This is a genomic window from Bacillus sp. FSL R5-0422 (assembly GCF_038610765.1).
In the GTDB taxonomy this organism is placed as follows: domain Bacteria; phylum Bacillota; class Bacilli; order Bacillales; family Bacillaceae; genus Bacillus; species Bacillus pumilus_O.
In genome coordinates this window covers 2,690,493-2,712,291 of sequence record NZ_CP152014.1, presented here as the reverse complement: position 1 = coordinate 2,712,291, position 21,799 = coordinate 2,690,493, and the positions used below count along the sequence as shown (strand labels likewise).

Genomic DNA, 21,799 nt, shown 5'->3' with positions numbered 1-21,799 from the left:
GCTGGCATTGATCGAGCTTTTTGCCATCAGAAGCGGCACCATGTATGAGCTTGTCACAGAGAGTGTGACACTTCAGGGGCAAAGGTATCAAGCCCCTCGCTCTATTCAAGCAAATATTATTACTAAACAAGGCAGTCAAACATATTACCGTGTCTCAGAAGGGGACACGGTTCTTTTTAAATGGAAAGGAAAAGAGCTGTTCAGAGGCATTGTGTTTTCTCGGACGCCTGTTGAAGGAAAACTAACCTTTACCGCATACGACATGCTTCAATATTTGGTGAAAAACCAAGATGTCTATGTTTTTTCAAAACAAAGAGCAGATCAAATTTTGAGACGGATAGGGGCTGACTTTCAAATTCCCATGACTTCCATCGCCAATACCGGTCATGTCATAAAATCGCTAGTGTTTAAAAATGATACGAGCCTATATGACATGATTCTGAAAGCATTAAAAGAAACAAAGCGGCAAACCGGCAGAAACTATCAAATCTATTCTGCTAAAGGAAAGATGGGGCTTAGAGCTTGGCCAGATCCAGAGGACGTATGGGTCATTGAATCAGGTGTCAATCTCATTGACTATCAGTACAGTACCTCGATTGAAGAAACAGCCACTCGTGTTAAGCTGCGCACGTCTGCAGATGAACAGGGGAAAAATAAGAAAAAAGGCAGCAAATCAGAGATTGTAGTGGTCGAACAGGATAAAGCAGGTCAGAGTAAATACGGTATTTTACAACATGTTGAGACGGTTACAGGGCAAATCAACCAACCGCAGCTGCAAAAAAGAGCCAAAGTACGGCTGGCAGAGAAAAAAGGCGTGAAACAAGAAGTCAAAAGCATCCAAGCGCTGGGTATTCCTGAACTGCAAAGCGGTCTTCCAATCTATTTGAAAATCCCTGAAATCAACGTGAAAAAAACCTACTGGATCGATCAAGACAAACATGAATTTAGTGGAGTGAAACACACCATGACAATTGATGTCGTTGAGAAAAATTCCATTCCAAAGGGTGATCAAGCGTGAGGTTAAGTGAAGCAATTAAACGATTAGCAGTGAATGCTGTAGATGCCGCCTCCCCAATTGATCTAGTGGTTGGAGAAGTCACGGCAGTTTCTCCTGTAAGCATCCGGTTAAATGACAACCATAAACTGATCATTCCGGAAGAATTACTGATTTGGCCAAAGCGTCTAAATAAGGGTGAGGATGATGAACTGAAAAGGGGAGACAGCATAATGGTGCTGGCAATGGCAGGAGGGCAATCCTTCTACATCATCGACAAATTGTAAGGGAGGTGATGAACGTGGCACTCTCACCAGAGGAAGAAATTGAAGAAACAGAAGAAGACGAAGAGGTGGAAACCTCAACGACATATCGAATAGATGTTGAAACTGGCAGACTGACAGGTGAAACCATTTCAGGCATTGAAGCAATTCGACAATTCGTTTATATGACACTTAGGACAGAGCGGTATGCACATCCTATCTACAGCCACGACATTGGTACTGAGATTCAGGAGCTTTTAACGGATACAGAAGCCACGGATGAATACAAAGAAATGGAGATTCCGAGGCTGATAGAGGAAGCATTGATTGTGGACGAACGGATTGATCATATTGAAGAGATAGAGGTCACAAAGGAAAATGATTCGTTTCATGTCAAGCTAGCGATTGTCACAGATGAAGGCACATTAGAAATAGAGGAGGTGATGGAGAGCGATGTTTGAGGAACAAACGTACGAAGCACTCATGGAAAGAATGCTAGAAAGACTGCCAGATGACATAGATAAAAGAGAAAACAGCGTCATTTGGAATGCCTTGGCACCTGCTGCCGCTGAATTGGCACAGTCCTATATTTGGCTTGATCAAGTATTCGAACTGGTCTTTGCAGATACAGCACAAGGAGAGTTTTTAGATAGACGGGCTGCTGAAGTAGGAATTGAAAGAAAACCAGCGACTAAAGCGGTTTGGTCCGTAGCTATTCAGCCAGAGGATATCAACATCCCAGCTGGCTCCCGTTTTTTTATTGAAGACGTCTATTTCCAATATTCGAACGATGGCACGCTAGAATGCGAGACACCTGGCAAAGTCGGCAATGGTCAATTAACTGATCAGCCGCTGCTTTCACTTGATACAATCCCGGGGCTTGAATCAATTATCATGAAAGATTTGGTGATACCCGGACAAGAGGAAGAAGATGACGCTTCGTTATACGATCGTTACTTAATACGTGCTAGGCGGGAGGCTGTCAGTGCCAACAAGGCGCATTATAAAAAATGGGCTGAGGAAGTGACAGGTGTTGGCAGAGCGAAAGTATTCCCGCTTTGGAATGGAGAAGGAACAGTCAAAATTGTCATCACAGACGGCAATCTAGACATCGCATCAGATCTGCTTGTTAAAAGAGTACAGGAATATATTGACCCAGTGCCAGGTGTAGGAGAAGGACAAGCGCCTATCGGTTCAAAAGCGACCGTCGAAAGCGCCAAATGGCTGGACATTGACATAGAAGTAGCGGTCGAACTTCAAATGGACTGGACCCTTGAAGGAGCGCAGAAAGAAATAGAAGAAAAGGTCAAAGCGCTGTTGAAATCAATTGCATTTGAAAAGAGTACCATTCGAATGTCCGCATTAAATGATATTTTGTACCATTCAGAAAGTGTATCAGATTATGCAAACGTATTATTGAATGGGGAGTCAAAAAACTTAGTATTGCAGGACATTGAGATACCGCGTCTGAGGCAGGTGAAGGTTATTGAGCAAACAGGATGAAATGAAAAATTACTTGCCGCCATATTTTACAGAGATTTATGAAGTCGATCACCTGCTCAAAACAGAGGCGCCAGAGTTTGAGCAATTGGATGAATCCATTTTCGATTTGACGGATCAGTTCTTCCCTTTGACAGCGACATGGGGCTTGAATAGATGGGAAAGAATGCTGAAGGTGCAGCGAGAATCAGATGATTCCATTGAACTTCGCAGAGCACGTTTACTCAATATGATGTCAAACATTCCACCGATCACGTATCTTTCTTTAGAGAAATCGGTGAATCGTTTTCTGAAAAATCCAAGTGCCATCATTCGTCTGACCACCAATCGCTACCATTTCGCCTTACGTGTCAATTTAGATGATCTGCAAAACACTAGATATATTGTAGACATACTTGAAACGTTAAAGCCAGCTCATTTGGCTTATACGTTCACTGCATTTCATCATACCGATGTAAATGAAAAAAATGAACATCACGTGAGGCTCACACTGCGAAGCAGAGTGGGTTTTTTCGATCATATTCCGATTTTACTCAATGGTGAATTTGTATTAAATGGTGCGTTTTATCTGAGCGGAACACGAGGGACAACAGAGGTTCCGACTCGTTTTCGGCATTCGTTGAAGTTGAGAATGCCGCTTCAGCATAGTTCAGAGAACGCATATCGAATGAATTATGTCATGACTGGAGCGGTACATGAAACGAAGCAAGGAGCGGCATTGACTGTACGCACAAAAAATCAGCTCCAGCAACAAACCAAGAAGAAGATGACGTTCCGTCTGCCAGTACATGTCCAAACTGAGCAAGGTGGAAGCTTACTGATCAAGGATCACTACTGGATTCTCGATGGATCTGTTCCGCTGGACGGATCAAAAATGCTAGCAGCTACTTCTCAAAAAATAGAACTATAAGGAGGATCACAATGGCTGATCAATTAACCGTAACAACACTATATGCACGTCAACAAATGGCAAAGGCAAGAGCAGAAGGAACAAAACTCACAAAAGTCGTCAAAATGGCATTTGGAAATGGTGGGACGAAGGATGGGAAACCGATCTCATTAGACGGCACTGAACAAAAACTCAAAAAAGAACTCGTCCAAAAAGAGATTGATTCATTTACCTTCATGGAACCAGCAAAAATCCGTTACACCTGCACGATCGCCGAAGGAGAACTTGCAGGAGAAGTCATCAACGAACTAGCACTTGTCGACGAAACTGGCAAATTCACCGCCGTCCGAACCATGACAGACAAACAAAAAGACGGCGACATCGAATTTGTTTTTGAGATTGATGATATTTATTAATGGAGGGAATGAAATGGACATCAAATCACCTTTACCGTTTGAAACCTCTGACAAAGCACATGCCAACTTATTTAACCGGATGGTCGACACACTAGTAGAGAATGACAATACGCTCAGGCGACAAATAGAAGGAATCACCAATGAAAACTTATTTAAACTAACAGGGGATCAAGCCATTCAAGATGCATCAGTCAGCGGTGAGGAATATCCTAATGGAATTACGTTCATGGATATTGGACAAGCGAATGATACAGGATATCCTACGAGATTTGGCTTTGTGAAAAATGAAAAATTTAGTAACTTTCGATTTGTTCAATATTATTATGGGACTGGAAACGAAGCGGGTAGTTATTTTGATAGCACAGGTACGTGGTGTCGTCACTGGTGGACAGGATCGGGTTGGACCGACTGGCATAAACTATCTGGGTTCTGTCATGCCAATATAGGTACAACTGGGAAGCAGCTGTTAAACAAGGGAGAGCACCAAAAAGTCCTTTTTAATCGAAAGATAAAAGACAGTCATAACAATTTTGATATCAAAAATAATCGTTTCATCTGTCCCGAAAATGGGATGTATTTAGTAAATGCAGGTGTTTATATTGAAACCTTTCAACGATACGCAAACTTTGAATTAGCGATTTTTTTAAATGGAAAAAGGTATAAAAACATTGCACATCACAGACAAAGTCCTGGAAGCCCATCTGATACATTGAGCTTAAGTACGGGGATTTATGGTGCTGCCAATGTACCGGCTAATAAAGGGGATTATTTAGAAATTTATATGTATGCAGGATATGAAGGAGATGTTAGCCGCTACGTATCTGAGAATTCAGGCTGGTTCAACTATTTCGATATTACGGAATTAGGTGGACGTAATTTCCCGAGAGTATAGGAGGGTTTTGATGATTTTATATGAAGCCATTAAGTACAAATACCCTGATGCGGATCCGCAAAAGGATTTTGAACTGAGAAATGACGGCGAAGGTTCGTATATAAATGAGTGGCATCTAGACATGCCAAAGCCAACGGCAGAAGAATTAAAAAAATGGTGGGAGGAATCACAAGCCAATCCAAGGTATCAACCACCACTTCCACTAGATTATCTAGCGCAAGAAGTAGCAAAAGAAAAACTGATGAGAAAACAGCTTGAACATCAATGTGATCTCCTATCAAACGAATTAAAAGCGCTAAAAAATGAGATCCTTTTCATTAAAGGAGAGAGTGATAAATGAGTTATTGGGTAATGGCATTATATTTCAAATGGGTGACACCTGGATTGGTCAAACAAGCAATTGAACTAGGTGATTGTTCAATGGAAGATTTAAATGCTGGATACGAGCAAAGGGTGCTCACTTTAGAGCAGCTGAAAGAAATAGAACCAAGCTTAATCACTACTTGAAAATGATCTTGGGATAATAGAGCAGTTTTTAAAACATACAAATGATGCGAGAATACACACAGCTGAAACAGAAAAGAAGAAATGTAATGATTCCTAGAGTGATTAGATAACATTATATAGTGGAAGGCAGCATGCTGTTTATTTTGCCTGAAGGTTATCAGCCGCAGCAGGTGATTCATTTGTTGGAGTCGCTTCAGTATATGGACTCTAAGAGTACCTCGATTCCATCTTACCTTATTAGATAAGGGGATATGTTTGTGGAATATTATGTAAATAATGTCAATTAGACAGAGTTTATTAATTTGATTTTAAGTTCAGTACACGGTGAAGTCAAACATCATTACATGTGAAAAACTTACATGAACAAAGTGATAATAGATTTGAAAGGAGAATGATCATGGAGATTAAGACACCACGCACTTTTAAAACAACTGATAAAGCCCATGCTGATCTATTTAATGACATGGTTGAGGCCTTTCTTGACAATGATGTAGGTCTATTAGAGGCAATCAATAAACATATGAACGATATTAATCCACATGCATCAGAAGCAGAAAAGAAAAAATGGAATGATTCTCAGAGCTATAAGATTACAGGGGATAATGGAAGTCATCTAATTAATGTACCAACTGGTGCTAAGATTTTTGATGCGATAAAAGGGAAAGGTATGTGTACTTTTTATGCCGCTTCTGGGGTTGAAGATTCCCCAACCTCAGCAAATATCTCATTGAGAGGATTACAGACAGTAGGTGAAGATAACATTGGTACTGGCTATGCTGTAGATATTGCTGGTAATGCTTATAGCTTTTACTATAATGCTGCACATACTGCTATTAACTGGACAAAGCTCCCGTCAAATGTTGAAAGAAACAAATGGAATGATGGACAATTATCTAAGATTACCTCAGATAATGGAGGGGTGATTCTATCTATTTCTGATGGTGAAGATTTACTGGAAAAGGTTGTTTCTTTAGGCCCGAAGCATGGTACATTTTATGCCACAGGTAAAGCATTAAACAGCCCAACAACAAGATCGTGTCGTGGTATGTATCATTTTACTTCTCAAGATAGTAATGGAAAAGGTACATTTGGATGGGTCATAGCAATAGATTATAACAATTATATGTATACAAACTATCTTGACTTAAATTTGGGTTGGCAAGGCTGGAAACGTGTTTTAACAAAGGAGGATATGTCAAATACTTCTTTTGTGGATTCATATGATCAGAATAATTCTTCAGTTGTAGCCTCGGAAAATATTCCAACAAAACTGCTTTTTGGTGCCACAAGGTCAGATGATTTAGGAGAATATGATCGTTCTCGGTCTGAAATCACATTGAAAAATAGCGGGTTGTATTTAATAAGACTTTATTTAACTAGTACGAATATTCCAGTTGGATCAGATAGTGTTATCTCATGCTATGTGAACGGATCAGAATATCAGCGCTTTGGAAATTGGAACCCAGTTATTTCATCAAGTGTCTATGTGATGTTCCTTCAACAAAAATTTAAAGCAGGGGATAAGTTAACATTTTATATTACACCCAAAAATACTGGTAGAACAATTACTATTGGAACAGCTTATATTACCGTATCTCAATTGAGATGGTAAAGAATATATTAGAATACAGAGGAAAGAAGGTGATTCCAATGGATGTAGATGTGGCGTTAAAATTTTAATGACTCAAGGCCCATTTGCCGTTCACTTTTACTGGATTCTGTTTTATGTGTTCAATACAACAAAGGAACGAGAACAGAAGCTCAATGCACACTAGGTGTTGTTAAAATTATTGGTTCAAATTGCAGGAAGAAAGATTGAGTTTGACTCTGTTGTTATCGGCTCGCATCAAGCCATAGGGATTGATGGAAAAGTCTACGTTCAATAATTCATATGAATTCATTACTTTTGTTTTTCCAGTTGGAAAAAATCAACGAAATATTCTTAAATGTTTAAAAACTATTAAATCAATATTTCCTTCCCAATCTCGTCGGAAGCAAATTAAGTAATGATAGAAAGGAGAGAACAAATTGGATATAAAAACTCCTCGTTCTTTTGAAACGAGTGATAAAGCTCATGCTGATCTATTCAACGATATGTTGAAAACATTGCTTTATAACGACACTGGTATATCAGAACAATTAACTCTTCATATCGATGATTCTAGCCAACACTCTTCAGAAGTAGAAAAAAAGAAATGGAATGAGTCGCAGCTGTATAAAATTACAGGAGATAATGGAGTACAACTTTTAAATATTCCTGTTGGCTCAAAAATTTATGACTCAATTAAAGACAAAGGGACATGTACATTTTATGCGCCCAGTGGAATAGAGGATAGCCCTTCACAATTCGCCATTAGAGGGGTACAGACAGTGGGACAAAATCACATTGGAACAGGCTTTGCGATAGATACATCAGGCAATGCATATTACTTCTACTATAATTCTAGCCATTTATCTATCACTTGGACTCAGATTCCGACAGCAGCTGAAAAAGATAAATGGAACAACAGTCAGCTTCATAAAATAACAAGGGATAACGGTCAACCCTTTTATAAAAGTATAGGTGAGACCACCGACTATAACGAAATTATAGAAACAGGAATGTATCTCATTTATAATGCTGGCCTTAATGGTCCAAAAGAGATCAAAAGGGCATTTATGATTGTTATCAGTTATGGTAATACCCTGTTACAAACTATATATGATGCAGTCAATGGTTTGAACTCTTTTTATAGAATTAGGAAGACTGACTATACATGGACTGAATGGGAAAAACATCTCACGTCTTCAGATTTAAATGCTGCCTGGTATAATGTAAATCTCAATAGTAATATAAACCAATATTCAGCCAACCCATTGAAATATTCTGTCAGACAAAATATTTTATATTTGAGAGGATCATTTGAAATAGTTTCGGCTAATGAAATAGAAATTGCACGTTTAACGTATAAACCATCCTCTTTAACAGTTTTCACTTGTGCGACGGTTGGTTCATATGGGTCTGCAAGGATGTCTTTATCTAAAGATGGTATTCTAAAATTGGATGGATTAATTGCAAACGATCCGTCAAAGGTAACCCGTATTGAAATTAATGAGGAAATTCCATTATGATAGTCATCATTTGATGATACGACTATAGCTTTTTTGTGTAGTTAATATGGATCTTCACAAATGACTATCAAGACATAACATGAAACAAATACGAAGCCTAATGGCTTTATTTTTTTGCCGGAAAGAAGGTGATTCCAATGGAAGTAGATGTCGTACAAAACTTAATGACACAAGGCCCATTTGCCGTTCTCTTTTGCTGGATTCTGTTTTATGTTCTCAACACAACGAAGGAACGAGAAAATAAGCTCAATGCACAAATCGAGGCACAAAATGAAGTGTTAGCAAAGTTTAGTGAGAAATATGACGTCGTCATCGACAAACTCGATAAAATTGAACGGAATTTAAAATAGGAGGAAACATCATGAAAACATTCGACAAAGGCACTGTGATTCGCACAGTGCTTCTTTTTATTGCACTCATCAATCAAACGCTTGTCATGTTTGGGCAGACGGTGCTGCCGATTAGTGAGGAGCAAGTACAAACAGCTGGTGAGGCGCTATATGTAGCAGGTTCCACCATATTTACGATGGTGACAGCCATTATCGCTTGGTTTAAAAACAATTATGTGACCTACAAAGGTCATTTACAAAAAGATACCCTGAAACAAAGAGGGCTAACAAAATAAATGTATAGTTGCGCTGACTTCCTTCTTCGTATATCCTAAAATTGGAGTTGGAGGGAAGCCAGTTGTTAGAAAAAGATTTGAAATTAAGTAATATAAAGGGCTTGTTGATTTTTCTAGTTGTTTTTGGACACTTAATAGAACTCAATAAACAGAATTATTATCAGCTTTTTGTGTTTATTTACGCTTTTCATATGCCGCTTTTTATTTTTATCAGTGGGTATTTAGCTAAAAGAATGAAAATAAGTAAAATGATGAATCTATTTCTTTTATACATTATATTTCAGTCGTTTTTTGACTGGTTTCTTTATTTTATAGGAGAATATAAAACCCTATCCTTTCATTATGGTAAGCCGCAATTTCATTTGTGGTATATCGTAAGTATGCTCTTTTGGTATGCACTAGCTTGGGGATTATCAAAGTTAAGACTAAGTTTAATAGGGAAATTAAGTATTTTTATTATAATATTCATTGTCTGTTTTATTTCACGCCAGTACACAGGTGTGATCGTAGATACAGTGAAAGAGGTTTATCCGAATTTTACATCTTACACTCTGAGTTATCAAAGGACAATTTCATTTGCACCCTTCTTTTTTGCTGGCTTTTTTATGACAAAGGAAAGCTTGAATGCTGTTTATAAGATTGTAAAACCCTCAATGGCAAAGGTGTTACTCATAGTGACAGGATCATTAACAATTTTATTGATTGAGTTCACACCAAACTTAGAGTGGCTATTTCGCGGCAGCTTTGGAATAAAAAGATTTTTGACTCATGATGAAAGTTATTTAATGAAAATACTCCTTCATTATCTCTTGTCAGCTTGGATATGTTTGCTTGTTCTTATCGCAGTAAATAGTAAGAAGAGCATTCTGACAAAGTGGGGAGATTATTCACTAGGAATTTTCTTGTTCCATCCTGTTTTTGTGTTTATATTAAGAAAGACGGAATTCATGAATGAATGGAGCGGAGATACTCAACTTGTTTTTTATTTCGCACTAGCATTTATCATTGTGAGTTGTCTAGGCTCCAATCTTTTTGCGGCAGTCAGTTGGTTCATCACTTCCCCATATAATACAATCAAAAAATTAACATCTTTATTAAAACCAAAAGCAAAAGAAAAAAATACAAATTTCTAAGTCCCTTAGCAGGGGCTTTTTTTAATATTCAATACACTAATCAAAGGAGAAAGAACATGGCTGAAAAAATTGGATTGCAAACTCTTATAGACCGTTCCATTAGAAATATGGGTTCCGGCATTCACAAGGTTGTAAAAGAAAGCGCAATTGAAATGATCAAACAAGCATACAAAGAAGATATCTTTGTTCAGATTACTTCTGGCTACCGTTCGTTTGCAGAACAAAATAAGCTTTACGCTCAAGGTCGTACCGCTCCTGGGAAGATTGTCACCAACGCTAAAGGTGGTCAATCAAATCACAACTATGGTTTAGCGATTGATTATGTTCTATTAAGTGCGGATGGAAAAAAAGCGCTTTGGACAGTTAACGAGAAATGGCGCCGAGTAGCGCAAATCGGGAAATCACTAGGATTTTCGTGGGGCGGAGACTGGAAGAGTTTTAAGGATTACCCACACCTTGAAATGATGGGCAGTTTGACTTTAACACAGCTTCAAGCGGGTAAACGACCTATCTTGGTGTCATTTTTATCAAATAAAGTTTCTGAAAAGCCAATTAAGACAAAGCCAGTTAAAAAACTATTAGCAAATGGTTCGATAAAATCTAAAATAAGTACATCTAAAAAGTCAGACATTTTGCCATCTGGCATCTTAAAAATAACCAAGCCCTTAACAAAAGGACCACAAGTCACGGCCGTGCAAAAAGCCTTATCCTCTCTCTATTTCTACCCAGACAAAGGGGCAAAAAACAACGGGATTGATGGCTATTATGGACCAAAAACGGCGAATGCGGTCAAACGGTTCCAGCTCATGAATGGTCTAGCGGCAGACGGTATATACGGTCCGAAGACGAAGAACAAAATGGAACAATTGTTGAAAAAGTGATGATTCATAAAGTGCTATCAGCAGGAGAATGGATTTTCCCTTGCTGATAGTTAACAAAAAATGACATCATTTATGATATAATCGACCAAATCACTATCATGAGGGGAGAGTAAAATGAAAAAGGAACTGTTCCAAGTCATCATACTGTCAGTGCTGCTCATCTATTTCATTTATCACGGTATGACAAGCGATTTTCCTTTGTCTTACACAATCATACTCATCACGGCTTATGTCTCTGTGATCACGTACCGCATCATAAAAATATTAGGCTTAAGAAAAAACAAAGAACAATCAGAGCTTTAAGAAATAAATACATAAAAAAACCATCCTTGAATTCTCAAGAATGGCTTTTCGTTATGGAGCATAGCGGGATCGAACCGCTGACCTCTACGCTGCCAGCGTAGCGCTCTCCCAGCTGAGCTAATGCCCCGATGTGTTACGACATATTTTATTATAATCAATCCTCCTATAAAATTCAACCTTTAAAACGCACACACATTGTCTATTTTTCTTTCTGATCAATTTGGATATAGTCAAAGATTTCCCCTGAATGAACAGAGTTCGCTAATCGTCTCAGCCAGTCATAATAGGCTTTTGAGCTTTCAAGTTGCTCAATGAGCTGCTGGGCTTCCTCTCTTATATGTGCCTCCAACTGATCATCGTGAGCTACCTCTTGAAGCCGCACTTGCGCTTCTTCAATTGCCGCTAAATTCACCTCGACCTCTCGTTCCCATTTTTGCGGAAAGAAGTTCATGAAAAACTTAAAAAAGTCTTTTTCAGCAACAAAGCTATGTTTTCTTCGGCCGCGGTGAAAGGTCTTTTTGACAATATTCATGTCTTGCAGTTTTTTGACACCCGTACTCATACTAGGCTTACTCATTTGCAGCTCTTCACGCATTTCATCTAGCGTCATTTCCTCATTTAAATACATGGTCCCATAGAGAATACCAGCACTTCGAGTAATCCCATAGAGATCCATCGTTTCAGCTATGGAATCAATGACTAGATCTTTAGCAGCTAAAATACGTTCTTCTGCTTGCGGCTGTTCCTGCTTTTTCATCTTGTCCCTGCTTTCTATTAAGAGAATTCAATACGTTCAAAAAAATCTTTATGGACTATATGTTAACGAAAGAATGAGAAATGTCAAAAGAAATTGAAGCATATCTCCCTTTGACAGAAAAATTTGAACATGATACGTTAATTATGTTCAAAACGTTAAATTTTTATTTAACAAACTTACCAAAAAGAATCAGAGGAGGTTCCTTCTATGAGTCAAACACTATTTATAGATGGACAATGGGTTGGCGCCAAAAGCGGCGACACGCGGGATATCATCAATCCATTTAATCAAGAAGTGATCGCGAAGGTGAGTGAAGGATCAAGAAATGACGCGCAGCTCGCCATTAAAGCAGCGAGAAAAGCCTTCGATCAAGGTGACTGGGCAAACTTGCCTGGAATTGAAAGAGGAAATATGGTGTTTAAGATGGCTGAATTGATTAGACGTGATCTTGATGAACTAGCCAAATTGGAATCGCTTGATACAGGCAAAACATTAGAGGAAAGCAAAGCAGATATGGACGATATTGCGAACGTGTTCCAATATTATGCAGGGCTTGCTGACAAAGATGGCGGGGAAATCATTGCATCACCAATTCCGAACTCGAAAAGCGAATTGGTCAGAGAGGCTGTTGGTGTATGCGGGCAAATTACTCCTTGGAATTATCCATTGCTTCAAGCAAGCTGGAAAATCGCTCCTGCTCTTGCGGCGGGGAATACCATCGTATTAAAGCCAAGTGAAATCACACCGCTCACCACGATCAAAGTATTCAAACTCATGGAAGAAGCGGGCATTCCATCAGGAGTGGCAAACCTAGTCCTTGGACCAGGTGCAACGGTTGGTGATGAGCTTGCTGTGAATGATCAAGTCGATTTGATTTCATTTACAGGCGGTATTGAAACAGGCAAGAAAATCATGCAGGGAGCCAGTGGGAATGTGAAGAAAATCGCCCTTGAGCTTGGCGGAAAAAATCCGAATATTGTGTTTCAAGATGCTGATTTAGACGTAGCGGTTGATCAGGCAATGAATGCTGTGTTTTTCCATGCGGGGCAAGTGTGTTCAGCAGGTTCACGTTTGCTAGTGGAAGAATCCATTCATGATGAATTTCTAGAAGAACTGGTGAAGCGGACGAAAAAAATCAAGCTAGGCAACGGCTTTGATGAAGAAACCCAGAGCGGCCCGCTCATCTCAGCTGAGCATCGAGAAAAAGTAGAAAAATACGTCAGCATTGGGCTAGATGAAGGCGCCAAATTAGAAACAGGCGGAAAAAGACCTGACGCAGAGGAGCTTTCAAATGGGTTCTTCTACTTGCCAACGATTTTCTCAGGCTGCACGTCAGAGATGCGGATTGTCCAAGAAGAAGTCTTTGGCCCAGTATTGACAGTTGAATCCTTCCGTACAGAGGAAGAAGTAATTGAGCTGGCAAACGATACGATTTATGGATTAGCAGGGGCCGTGTGGTCTACTGATATCAGCAAGGCCGAAAGAGTCGCTCATCAATTAAGATTGGGCACAGTTTGGATCAATGATTTCCATCCTTATTTTGCTCAAGCACCTTGGGGTGGATATAGGCAATCAGGTCTAGGACGTGAGTTAGGACGCACCGGGCTCGAGGAATATACAGAGCTGAAGCATGTATATCGTAATACAAAACCCGAAGCGGTTCATTGGTTTCAATAAAAATCACACATTTGGAGGAGATTCTCTATGACATTAAATATGAAAATTGAAAGCATGCAGAAGTTCCATACATTTGAAATTCCGACTGTCATTAAACATGGCATCGGTGCAGTGAAACATGTTGGGGAAGAAGTAAAAGCATACGGTGTTTCAAAGGTATTGCTTGTAACAGACCCGGGTATTTACCTGGCGGGCGTGGTAAATCCAGTGATTGCTTCATTAAAAGAAGCGCAAATTGATGTGGTACTATTTGATAAAGTAGAGCCAAACCCGCCAGTCCGTTTAGTGAATGAAGGCTCTGCGTTATATGAAAAAGAAGGCTGTAATGGATTAGTCGCAGTAGGCGGCGGAAGCTCAATGGATACGGCAAAGGCGATCGGTGTAGAAGCGACGCATGAAGGATCAGTCCTTGATTACGAAGCGGCAGAGGGGAAAAAACCGCTTGAAAATAGAATCCCTCCGTTAACCACTATTCCAACAACGGCTGGTACAGGTTCAGAAGTGACGCAGTGGGCAGTGATCACAGATGAGGATAGAGAATTCAAATTCAACACAGGTGGACCGCTCATTGCAGCTCACCTCACAGTCATTGATCCAGAGCTTCATGTATCCATGCCGCCTCATGTGACAGCAATGACTGGAATTGATGCACTTGCACATGCGATTGAATGCTATACAATGAAATTTGCTCAGCCTATTACAGATGCGGTTGCGCTCATGGCCATTGAATATGCAGCTCATTATATTCGCCGTGCCTTTGCCGATGGTGAGGACTTAGAAGCCAGATATGGAATGGCACAAGCCGCAATGCTTGCCGGGCTTTCTTATGGAAGCGAATCAGCTGGCGCTGCACACGCGATGAGTCAAACACTCGGAGGAATGATTCCTGTAGCGCACGGTCAGTGTGTAGCAGCAATGATGGGACCAGTCATGAAGTATAATTGGAAGGGGTATCCCGAAAAATTTGCTCGTATCGCGCAAGCATTTGGTATTGATACTAGCCGAATGTCAACAGAGGAAGCAGCCAAAGCTGCTGTGAACTGGATGTATGATTTAGTGGAAGACCTAGAGGTTCCTTCATTAGAAGAGCAAGGTGTATCAAAAGAGATGATTGACCGCTTATCTAAAGAAGCAATGAAAGATCCGCAAACCATTGGAAACCCAAGAGATCTAAACGAAAAAGCGTACAACTGGATTTATGCTCGCTGTTTTGATCTAACACCTAAAACAGTGTAACAATGAAAAAAGGCTCCCAAAAGGGAGTCTTTTTATGTCTTATAGCTGTTCTTTAATTTCTTTGATTTGATGGATATGGCGTTTTTCATGTGCGCCGATAAAATCAAGATATTGCTTAAGGGATAATTCTTCAAACACAGGGTGTGCAATGACGCGCTTGAAATCATCCTCAGTAAACGTTGATAGAATTTGATTGAGCTGCTCACGTGCTGTATCAAGCTCATCTTTTAGATGTGTAGGTGTCACATGCTTGCGCTCAGGTTCAACAATACTAGGCGCAGTCGCTTTTCTAGAACGATCCTCTGCCATTTCCACCGGCTTTGGCTCATATTCTTTAATCGGTGCTTTTTTTCCTTCAGCAGCTAGATGTTTTGCTGCTACGAGGTCCATCTTTTTTAAATGATCTGCCACCTCTTGAATACTCCAAGTATCATCAGATAATTTTTGATTCAATTGTTCTTCGTTCAAACCTTGCAACTCTTGCCACAATTCTTGTCTTGCATCATGTAATAAACTCATTTTCATCACCTCAAGATCAAATTTTAACATACTGGTACATGACAATCATTCTTGAGCTATCCTTGAATTCCTTTGAAGAATTGTGAGGAAATTTGAAACCTTTACAAAAGTGGTTCGTATTACCTGTTAGAAGGAATACATTGGAGGTGAGCATGGTCTAAATGAAACAAAGGCTGTTCATTTCATGAAGAAAGGGTGAGGAAGATGGATGTGTTTGGGCTGCCACTTCAGACGCTATATTTATACATATTGATGATATCAGGAATCCTGACACTTGTTTTCGTCTTTTTCGGCGATGTGTTTGATGGATTGTTTGAAGCGATTCCTGTTCCATTCCTTCAACCAACATTAATCCTCGCATTTCTTACCTTTTTCTCGGCTGGAGGATTTATCTCTGAAAAAACAGCGATTGTAGGGAGTGGACTTGGCGCAGTCTTATCTGCCATCCTCGCAGTGGTACTTGTGACTTGTTTGAATGTCTTTGTCTTAGTCCCGCTTTCCTCTGCTGAAGAATCTCTCTCATATACGGAGGCCGACTTAAAAGGAAGAACTGGGGAGATCATTGTATCTGTTCCAAAAGACGGGTTTGGAGAAGTGCTGTTAATTAGTAATAGCGGGAAAATCTCAAAGCCCGCCGTCAGTTTCGACGAAGAGGAGATTCCATATGGAACCCGGGTGCTGGTCGTCGAAGTGAACAAAGGCGTCTTATCAGTTATACCAAATGAAGAAATCTAGGAGGGAATGCTATGCCAGGAACAACCATTTTAATTATCATTGGAATTGTGCTTGTGATTTTAATTGCACTTATTGGTGTATTTGTTTCGAAATACCGGACAGCTGGTCCAGATGAAGCATTAATCGTCACAGGAAGTTACCTCGGAAGTAAAAATGTCCACGTCGATGAAGGTGGAAACAAGATTAAGATTGTAAGAGGTGGAGGTACCTTTGTACTCCCTGTTTTTCAACAAGCAGAGCCGCTCAGCTTACTATCTAGCAAGCTAGATGTTTCAACGCCTGAAGTCTATACTGAACAAGGTGTACCAGTCATGGCAGACGGAACGGCCATCATTAAAATTGGTGGATCGATTGAAGAAATTGCTACTGCTGCAGAGCAGTTTTTAGGTAAAACAAAAGAAGACCGCGAAAACGAAGCGAGAGAAGTACTAGAAGGACACCTTCGCTCCATTTTAGGGTCAATGACAGTTGAAGAGATTTATAAAAACAGAGAGAAATTTTCTCAAGAAGTACAGCGTGTCGCTTCTCAAGACTTAGCAAAAATGGGCCTCGTCATTGTATCGTTTACCATCAAAGATGTCCGTGATAAAAATGGCTATTTAGAATCACTAGGTAAACCAAGAATTGCCCAAGTGAAACGCGATGCAGATATTGCGACAGCAGAAGCAGATAAAGAAACACGTATCAAACGTGCAGAAGCAGATAAAGATGCGAAGAAATCTGAGCTTGAGCGTGCTACTGAAATCGCTGAAGCAGAAAAAATCAATGAGCTGAAAAGAGCAGAATTCAGACGTGAACAAGATACAGCAAAAGCAAGCGCCGACCAAGCGTACGATCTTGAAACAGCTCGTAATCGTCAGCACGTAACTGAACAAGAAATGCAAGTAAAGATCATTGAACGACAGAAGCAAATTGAATTAGAAGAAAAAGAGATTCAGCGTCGTGAGCGTCAATACGATTCTGAAGTGAAAAAGAAAGCAGATGCAGACCGTTATGCTGTTGAGCAGTCAGCTGCAGCGGAAAAAGCGAAACGCCTTGCAGAAGCGGATGCTAAGAAATACAGCATTGAAGCAATGGCAAAAGCAGAAGCTGAGAAAGTCCGAATTGACGGGCTTGCCAAAGCGGAAGCGGATCGTGCGAAAGGGGAAACTGAAGCAGAGGTCATTAGACTGAAAGGACTTGCGGAAGCAGAAGCGAAAGAGAAAATCGCTGAAGCATTTGAACAGTATGGTCAGGCAGCGATCCTTGATATGATCGTGAAAATGCTTCCTGAATATGCGAAGCAAGTATCTGCACCACTTTCTAATATTGATAAAATTACGGTTGTGGATACGGGAGGTAACGGAGAAGGTAGCGGTGCCAATAAAGTCACTGGCTATGCTACAAACCTCATGTCCAGTCTGCAAGAAAGTCTGAAAGCATCCTCTGGAATCGATGTCAAAGAAATTATTGAGAACTTTTCCGGCAAAGGCAATGTGAAGCAAAGCATTCAGGAACTAACGAATGAAATCAAACAACCAAGAAAAAAAGAGATCGCTGATACTCAAATAGAAGAATAAAATCAATAGACACCTTCCATCAGAAGGTGTCTATTTGGCATTTGCCCAGTATGGATTCCTTTTTACATATGAAGAAAGATTTACGAGAATACCAGCAGATATCATCATGAACACTAGGGAGGAGCCGCCATAACTAATGAAGGGAAGCGGAATGCCTGTGATCGGAAGAAGACCAAAGACAGCGCCTAAATTAAAGACGGCTTGGAGCATGATCTGAAACGTAAGCCCAATCGTTAACAGTTTTCCAAAAGGGTCTTGTAAAGCATGCACAATTCGCATTGCGCGATACATGATGAGTAGATATGCGCCCATCACAATCAACACCCCCATGATGCCCAGCTCTTCACTGATAATGGCCATAATAAAATCCGTATGGGCTTCAGGAAGAAAGCCTAGCTTTTGAATGCTCCCTCCTAAGCCATTCCCTGTCAGCCCGCCTGAATTCATTGCGAGATACGAATGAATGAGCTGATAGCCATCTCCATCTTCATACTGAAAAGGATCACGAAAAGAAGTCAGCCGCTTCAAACGGTATGGAGCTGTCACTGCAAAAAAAGTGATGCCTGCTGCGGCAATCGATCCTAGTAAAATGAGATGGCGCGTTTTCAGTCCAGCGCACAATAAAATAATGCCGCAGCTTAATAAAATAGACACAGCTGTGCCTAAATCAGGCTGTTTTAAGATGAATAAAAAAACAAAACTTAAAAGGATCAGTGGCGGCATTACACCTCTTTTAAAAGAGGTAATGTACGCCTGTTTTTTCGCGTACACATAGGCAAAATAAATCACCATCACTAGTTTCACAGCTTCAGAAGGTTGGAGCATAAGAGAGCCCAGCTGAATCCATCGCTGAGAATTGTTTTTCACAACACCGATTCCAGGAAGCAGAACTAGAATGAGACATAGCAATGACAGCATGACAAGCCACTTGATCCATTTACGATAAATCTGATAAGGGAAAAGAGCAGCAATGAAGAAAAAGAATCCCCCAATCAGGAGCCATTGCCATTGTTTAATAAAGAAATAGCTGCCTTTCTCATACTTCACTTCTCCTAAAGGATAACTAGCACTGTACACCATCAGTAAACCAAATAAACAGAGGAACGCAATTGTTCCAACAAGAACGAGGTCGACTCTTTTGAGATGAGATAGAAAAAATGTTACCATCTTCAATTCCAATTGTCTCCGAACATATAGGATGATGATCTGATATTGACACTAAACACGAGGCCAATGGCAATCATGTTAGTGAGTAGCGCACTGCCTCCATAGCTGATAAAAGGAAGCGCGAGTCCTGTTACAGGCATTAATCCAATTGTCATTCCTACGTTTTGGAAAACTTGAAACACGATCAGCCCAACGACACCCGCACATATGTACAAACCATAAAGCGTATTCGCGTGCATAGCCACATGAATAATTCGGTAAATCATCATTAAGTACAAACACATCAAAAGGGAGGCGCCGATAAAACCAAACTCCTCACCAATGACGGCAAAGATAAAATCCGTATGCGCTTCAGGGATATTACCGCCTTGTACTTGGTGCCCCTTTGTAAAACCGCTTCCTGATAATTGACCTGATCCAATGCCGAGCATTGATTGTTTTAGCTGATACCCGTATGTTGAATCAAATTCATCGGGAGAGAGCCAGCCATAAATGCGATCAAGCTGATGTGGCTTAATGATTTTTGTGAAATGCTCAAAGTGTTCGTTGTGTAAGTAGACCAAAAATGAAAGAAATGTCACAAAAGAAGCCGTTAATGCTGCCATCATCTTGCTAGAAATCCCTGACACAAGCATCAGTGTAAAGGCGATAGATAATATGACGAGCGCTGTCCCTAAATCAGGCTGAACTAAAATGAGGAAAAAAGGGACAACGGTCCAGCAAACGACTTTACTTGTAGGAATGATACTTTCTTTAAACGAGAATCGCTGATGCTTGTATTGGTTCAGCACAGCCGCTAGAAGCAAGATCACAAAAATTTTCATGAACTCTGATGGCTGAACTTTGATTGAACCGAAGCTGATCCACCTTTGCGAACCGTTTTGACTCGTTCCAAAAAAGTGCACAAGAATAATGAGAAAAATACCACCTGCAAATAACCGAAAAGATAAACGCTCAAGCAATTCATAATCAAAGTATGCAGCTATGGCCATGAGACCAAAGCCGACGATATACCAGAAGATTTGTCTTTTGACGAAATAAAACATATCCTGCGTTTCATACTGCCCCGATCCGCTATATACAGCTATCAGGCTGATGACAAAGAAACAAATGACAGTGAGTAAAAGGATGAAGTCAATGCTGTACTGTTTTTTCATAGCTTCTTTTCCTGTTACCTATTTGTCAGCTGGTCTATGACGATTTTCACAGCCGCAGCATCATCAATGTAGCCGATCGGAAAAATATAATCTGGTATTAAATCAACAGGCATAATGAAATAAAGGAGCGCGCCCCCCATCAGCATTAATTCTCGAGAAGTACCTCGTCCGGTCATGAATAAGCTGTACATGTCTTTCAAATGCTGAAGGAATGGTCCGATGCCGTTTAGCGTCTCCATCTTTTTCTCAAACTTTGCCGAGATCGTTTCTTTTCCCTCGTTTGTTTGGCTATAGGTCTCATATTCGTTTAGCTTTTGTTTCAATTTCGTCTGACTAAATGTACCGTCATAGACCTCCTGATCTTTCAGTGTTGTTTCGATCTCTTCTACCGCTTGGATGAACGTATCACTATGTACCTTTTCGTTTTTGATTGGAAACCCAGCAGCAGCTAATAGTTGATCTAATGATAGGTTGAGAGAATCTGAAAGCCGCTGCAGATGATTCAAAGTTGGTTTTCTTTTTCCGTTCATGATTCGAGACAGTGTCGCTTTATCAATTTCTGTGTATGTGCTGAGCTCTCTTAAAGATAAAGAACGTTGTTGCAATCTTTCCTTTAAAAGAGTCCCAAGCTCAGTTGTTTTAGAATCCATTTTACGCCATCCTTTGTATGATGTATCAACTCTTCTATAGAAGAAGTCGTACTCAATATAAAGGTGTGTTGACAAAATGTCAACGGATATCCTTTACTGGTTGAATTTTAGGAAATAGGAATTTATCATAATAAAGATATGGTGAAAAAATGAGAAGGAGTGGCGCGGATGAAGGTGAGACATGCTGTACAACAAGATATTCCTAAAATCGCCGAAATACATGTGAAGAGCTGGCAGACGACTTATCAAGGTATTATCAATCAGGATTATTTGGATGGTTTAAAAATAGAAGAGCGAGAAGAGAGCTGGAGAAGAATGTCACTTGAAGGGACGTTTGTCGCAGAAGATGCCGAGGGGGTATTTGGTTTTGCTTCTTTTGGAAAACAACGTGATGAGAGGTATCCAACATATGATGGAGAACTTTACGCGATCTATTTATTGCAAAAGAAACAGAGATCAGGAGCAGGAATTGCTTTAATTGCAGAAGGAGTGCGTTATTTAATAGAGAAAGGGTATCAAAATATACTGCTGTGGGTATTTGAACAAAACTCGGCAAAGCATTTTTATCAAAAGCTTCAACCTCATTTTGTCGTTACCAGCCAGTTCGAGCTGGCTGGCGAGAAGCATGATGAAATAGGGTACGGGTGGGAGCTACCTGTATTAAATGACCATCTACACCGAATTAAATCGTCAGCTTCCAATAATAATGAGAGAAAAATGTGAAAAGCACCGCTAGCAACATATAAGAGATAAGAGGAGAAGCTTCTACTTTTCCTTTTATTCCTGCTATCTTTAAAGCTTCATAGAAACCTGCCAAAAAATAAGCAA

General features: G+C 40.1%; 26 protein-coding genes, 1 tRNA gene and 1 pseudogene. 22 read left to right on the top strand and 6 right to left on the bottom strand.

Translation table 11 applies throughout. The features are described from left to right. The first annotated feature begins 7 nt into the window (after positions 1 to 7). The 17 genes and pseudogenes from MKX52_RS13950 to MKX52_RS13870 all read left to right on the top strand — a co-directional run bounded on the left by MKX52_RS13950 (position 8) and on the right by MKX52_RS13870 (position 11,514). A complete protein-coding gene (locus tag MKX52_RS13950) occupies positions 8 to 1,018 on the top strand; it encodes a hypothetical protein (protein ID WP_012011036.1) in 1,011 nt (336 codons plus the stop codon). Then, the gene (locus tag MKX52_RS13945) at positions 1,015 to 1,281 is read left to right on the top strand and encodes a DUF2577 family protein (protein WP_088002023.1); all 267 of its coding nucleotides are present in this window, start codon (positions 1,015 to 1,017) and stop codon (positions 1,279 to 1,281) included. The genes MKX52_RS13950 and MKX52_RS13945 overlap by 4 nt, the downstream gene beginning before the upstream one ends. A 14-nt stretch (positions 1,282 to 1,295) precedes the next feature. After that, the gene (locus tag MKX52_RS13940) at positions 1,296 to 1,718 is read left to right on the top strand and encodes a DUF2634 domain-containing protein (protein ID WP_342490885.1); all 423 of its coding nucleotides are present in this window, start codon (positions 1,296 to 1,298) and stop codon (positions 1,716 to 1,718) included. Beyond that, a complete protein-coding gene (locus MKX52_RS13935) occupies positions 1,711 to 2,760 on the top strand; it encodes a baseplate J/gp47 family protein (protein ID WP_342490884.1) in 1,050 nt (349 codons plus the stop codon). The genes MKX52_RS13940 and MKX52_RS13935 overlap by 8 nt, the downstream gene beginning before the upstream one ends. Beyond that, positions 2,744 to 3,667 carry a YmfQ family protein gene (locus MKX52_RS13930; RefSeq protein WP_342490883.1) on the top strand — a complete coding sequence of 308 codons (924 nt, stop codon included), beginning with the start codon at positions 2,744 to 2,746 and terminating at the stop codon, positions 3,665 to 3,667. Before MKX52_RS13935 ends, MKX52_RS13930 begins: the two co-directional genes overlap by 17 nt. 11 nt (positions 3,668 to 3,678) lie before the next feature. Further along, positions 3,679 to 4,062: a phage tail protein gene (locus MKX52_RS13925; RefSeq protein ID WP_342490882.1), complete on the top strand. Its 384-nt coding sequence runs from the start codon at positions 3,679 to 3,681 to the stop codon at positions 4,060 to 4,062. 13 nt (positions 4,063 to 4,075) lie between these two features. Continuing rightward, the gene (locus MKX52_RS13920) at positions 4,076 to 4,954 is read left to right on the top strand and encodes a hypothetical protein (RefSeq protein ID WP_088002031.1); all 879 of its coding nucleotides are present in this window, start codon (positions 4,076 to 4,078) and stop codon (positions 4,952 to 4,954) included. A gap of 10 nt (positions 4,955 to 4,964) precedes the next feature. Then, the gene (locus MKX52_RS13915) at positions 4,965 to 5,294 is read left to right on the top strand and encodes an XkdW family protein (RefSeq protein WP_342490881.1); all 330 of its coding nucleotides are present in this window, start codon (positions 4,965 to 4,967) and stop codon (positions 5,292 to 5,294) included. Next, entirely contained in the window at positions 5,291 to 5,461 is a 171-nt protein-coding gene (locus tag MKX52_RS13910) for an XkdX family protein (protein WP_342490880.1), read from the top strand. Before MKX52_RS13915 ends, MKX52_RS13910 begins: the two co-directional genes overlap by 4 nt. Before the next feature lie 397 nt (positions 5,462 to 5,858). Continuing rightward, a complete protein-coding gene (locus MKX52_RS13905; RefSeq protein WP_342490879.1) occupies positions 5,859 to 7,073 on the top strand; it encodes a hypothetical protein in 1,215 nt (404 codons plus the stop codon). Between the two features lie 38 nt (positions 7,074 to 7,111). Continuing rightward, positions 7,112 to 7,224, top strand: a pseudogene (locus tag MKX52_RS13900) (BhlA/UviB family holin-like peptide); the annotation flags it as partial. A 265-nt stretch (positions 7,225 to 7,489) separates the two neighbouring features. Continuing rightward, positions 7,490 to 8,572: a pyocin knob domain-containing protein gene (locus tag MKX52_RS13895; RefSeq protein WP_342490878.1), complete on the top strand. Its 1,083-nt coding sequence runs from the start codon at positions 7,490 to 7,492 to the stop codon at positions 8,570 to 8,572. A gap of 137 nt (positions 8,573 to 8,709) precedes the next feature. Continuing rightward, a complete protein-coding gene (locus MKX52_RS13890; RefSeq protein WP_012011023.1) occupies positions 8,710 to 8,922 on the top strand; it encodes a BhlA/UviB family holin-like peptide in 213 nt (70 codons plus the stop codon). 11 nt (positions 8,923 to 8,933) lie between these two features. After that, positions 8,934 to 9,197 carry a phage holin gene (locus MKX52_RS13885; RefSeq protein WP_012011022.1) on the top strand — a complete coding sequence of 88 codons (264 nt, stop codon included), beginning with the start codon at positions 8,934 to 8,936 and terminating at the stop codon, positions 9,195 to 9,197. Between the two features lie 62 nt (positions 9,198 to 9,259). After that, positions 9,260 to 10,330 (top strand): acyltransferase family protein, encoded by a 1,071-nt coding sequence (locus MKX52_RS13880; RefSeq protein WP_012011021.1) that lies wholly within the window; start codon positions 9,260 to 9,262, stop codon positions 10,328 to 10,330. A 56-nt stretch (positions 10,331 to 10,386) separates the two neighbouring features. Next, positions 10,387 to 11,211 (top strand): peptidoglycan-binding protein, encoded by an 825-nt coding sequence (locus tag MKX52_RS13875; protein WP_342490877.1) that lies wholly within the window; start codon positions 10,387 to 10,389, stop codon positions 11,209 to 11,211. 114 nt (positions 11,212 to 11,325) lie between these two features. After that, positions 11,326 to 11,514: a hypothetical protein gene (locus MKX52_RS13870; RefSeq protein WP_012011019.1), complete on the top strand. Its 189-nt coding sequence runs from the start codon at positions 11,326 to 11,328 to the stop codon at positions 11,512 to 11,514. A gap of 54 nt (positions 11,515 to 11,568) precedes the next feature. Here the strand turns inward: MKX52_RS13870 and MKX52_RS13865 are convergent. Together MKX52_RS13865 and MKX52_RS13860 are read right to left on the bottom strand one after the other, a co-directional pair. Continuing rightward, positions 11,569 to 11,641, bottom strand: a tRNA-Ala gene (locus MKX52_RS13865). Positions 11,642 to 11,713: 72 nt separating this feature from the next. Beyond that, on the bottom strand, positions 11,714 to 12,271 hold the full coding sequence (locus tag MKX52_RS13860; RefSeq protein WP_342490876.1) for a GbsR/MarR family transcriptional regulator: 558 nt from the start codon (positions 12,269 to 12,271) through the stop codon (positions 11,714 to 11,716). A gap of 207 nt (positions 12,272 to 12,478) precedes the next feature. On the opposite strand from MKX52_RS13860, the gene betB reads away from it, so the two are divergent. Both betB and MKX52_RS13850 read left to right on the top strand, forming a co-directional pair. Further along, complete coding sequence (betB, locus tag MKX52_RS13855; protein ID WP_342490875.1) at positions 12,479 to 13,948, top strand: betaine-aldehyde dehydrogenase; 1,470 nt, start codon at positions 12,479 to 12,481, stop codon at positions 13,946 to 13,948. 27 nt (positions 13,949 to 13,975) lie between these two features. Beyond that, positions 13,976 to 15,184: an iron-containing alcohol dehydrogenase gene (locus MKX52_RS13850; RefSeq protein ID WP_342490874.1), complete on the top strand. Its 1,209-nt coding sequence runs from the start codon at positions 13,976 to 13,978 to the stop codon at positions 15,182 to 15,184. A gap of 39 nt (positions 15,185 to 15,223) precedes the next feature. Here MKX52_RS13850 and MKX52_RS13845 read toward each other — a convergent pair whose 3' ends face one another. Continuing rightward, entirely contained in the window at positions 15,224 to 15,703 is a 480-nt protein-coding gene (locus tag MKX52_RS13845) for a DinB family protein (protein ID WP_003213650.1), read from the bottom strand. Between the two features lie 204 nt (positions 15,704 to 15,907). Here MKX52_RS13845 and MKX52_RS13840 point away from each other — a divergent pair, with 204 nt between their 5' ends. Further along, a complete protein-coding gene (locus MKX52_RS13840; protein ID WP_034620073.1) occupies positions 15,908 to 16,438 on the top strand; it encodes a hypothetical protein in 531 nt (176 codons plus the stop codon). Positions 16,439 to 16,449: 11 nt separating this feature from the next. Then, entirely contained in the window at positions 16,450 to 17,997 is a 1,548-nt protein-coding gene (locus tag MKX52_RS13835) for a flotillin family protein (RefSeq protein WP_003213366.1), read from the top strand. A gap of 30 nt (positions 17,998 to 18,027) precedes the next feature. On the opposite strand, the gene ftsW is transcribed toward MKX52_RS13835, so the two are convergent. The 3 genes from ftsW to MKX52_RS13820 are packed head-to-tail and all read right to left on the bottom strand — an operon-like array spanning position 18,028 to position 20,971. Beyond that, a complete protein-coding gene (ftsW, locus tag MKX52_RS13830) occupies positions 18,028 to 19,170 on the bottom strand; it encodes a putative lipid II flippase FtsW (protein ID WP_342490873.1) in 1,143 nt (380 codons plus the stop codon). After that, complete coding sequence (rodA, locus tag MKX52_RS13825) at positions 19,167 to 20,321, bottom strand: rod shape-determining protein RodA (protein WP_342490872.1); 1,155 nt, start codon at positions 20,319 to 20,321, stop codon at positions 19,167 to 19,169. Before rodA ends, ftsW begins: the two co-directional genes overlap by 4 nt. Before the next feature lie 14 nt (positions 20,322 to 20,335). Beyond that, positions 20,336 to 20,971: a DUF1232 domain-containing protein gene (locus tag MKX52_RS13820; RefSeq protein WP_012011012.1), complete on the bottom strand. Its 636-nt coding sequence runs from the start codon at positions 20,969 to 20,971 to the stop codon at positions 20,336 to 20,338. 168 nt (positions 20,972 to 21,139) lie between these two features. Between MKX52_RS13820 and MKX52_RS13815 the strand changes: the two genes are divergently transcribed. Beyond that, positions 21,140 to 21,694, top strand: coding sequence for a GNAT family N-acetyltransferase (locus MKX52_RS13815; protein WP_088002053.1), 555 nt, complete (start codon positions 21,140 to 21,142; stop codon positions 21,692 to 21,694). The last annotated feature ends 105 nt before the right edge of the window (positions 21,695 to 21,799 follow it).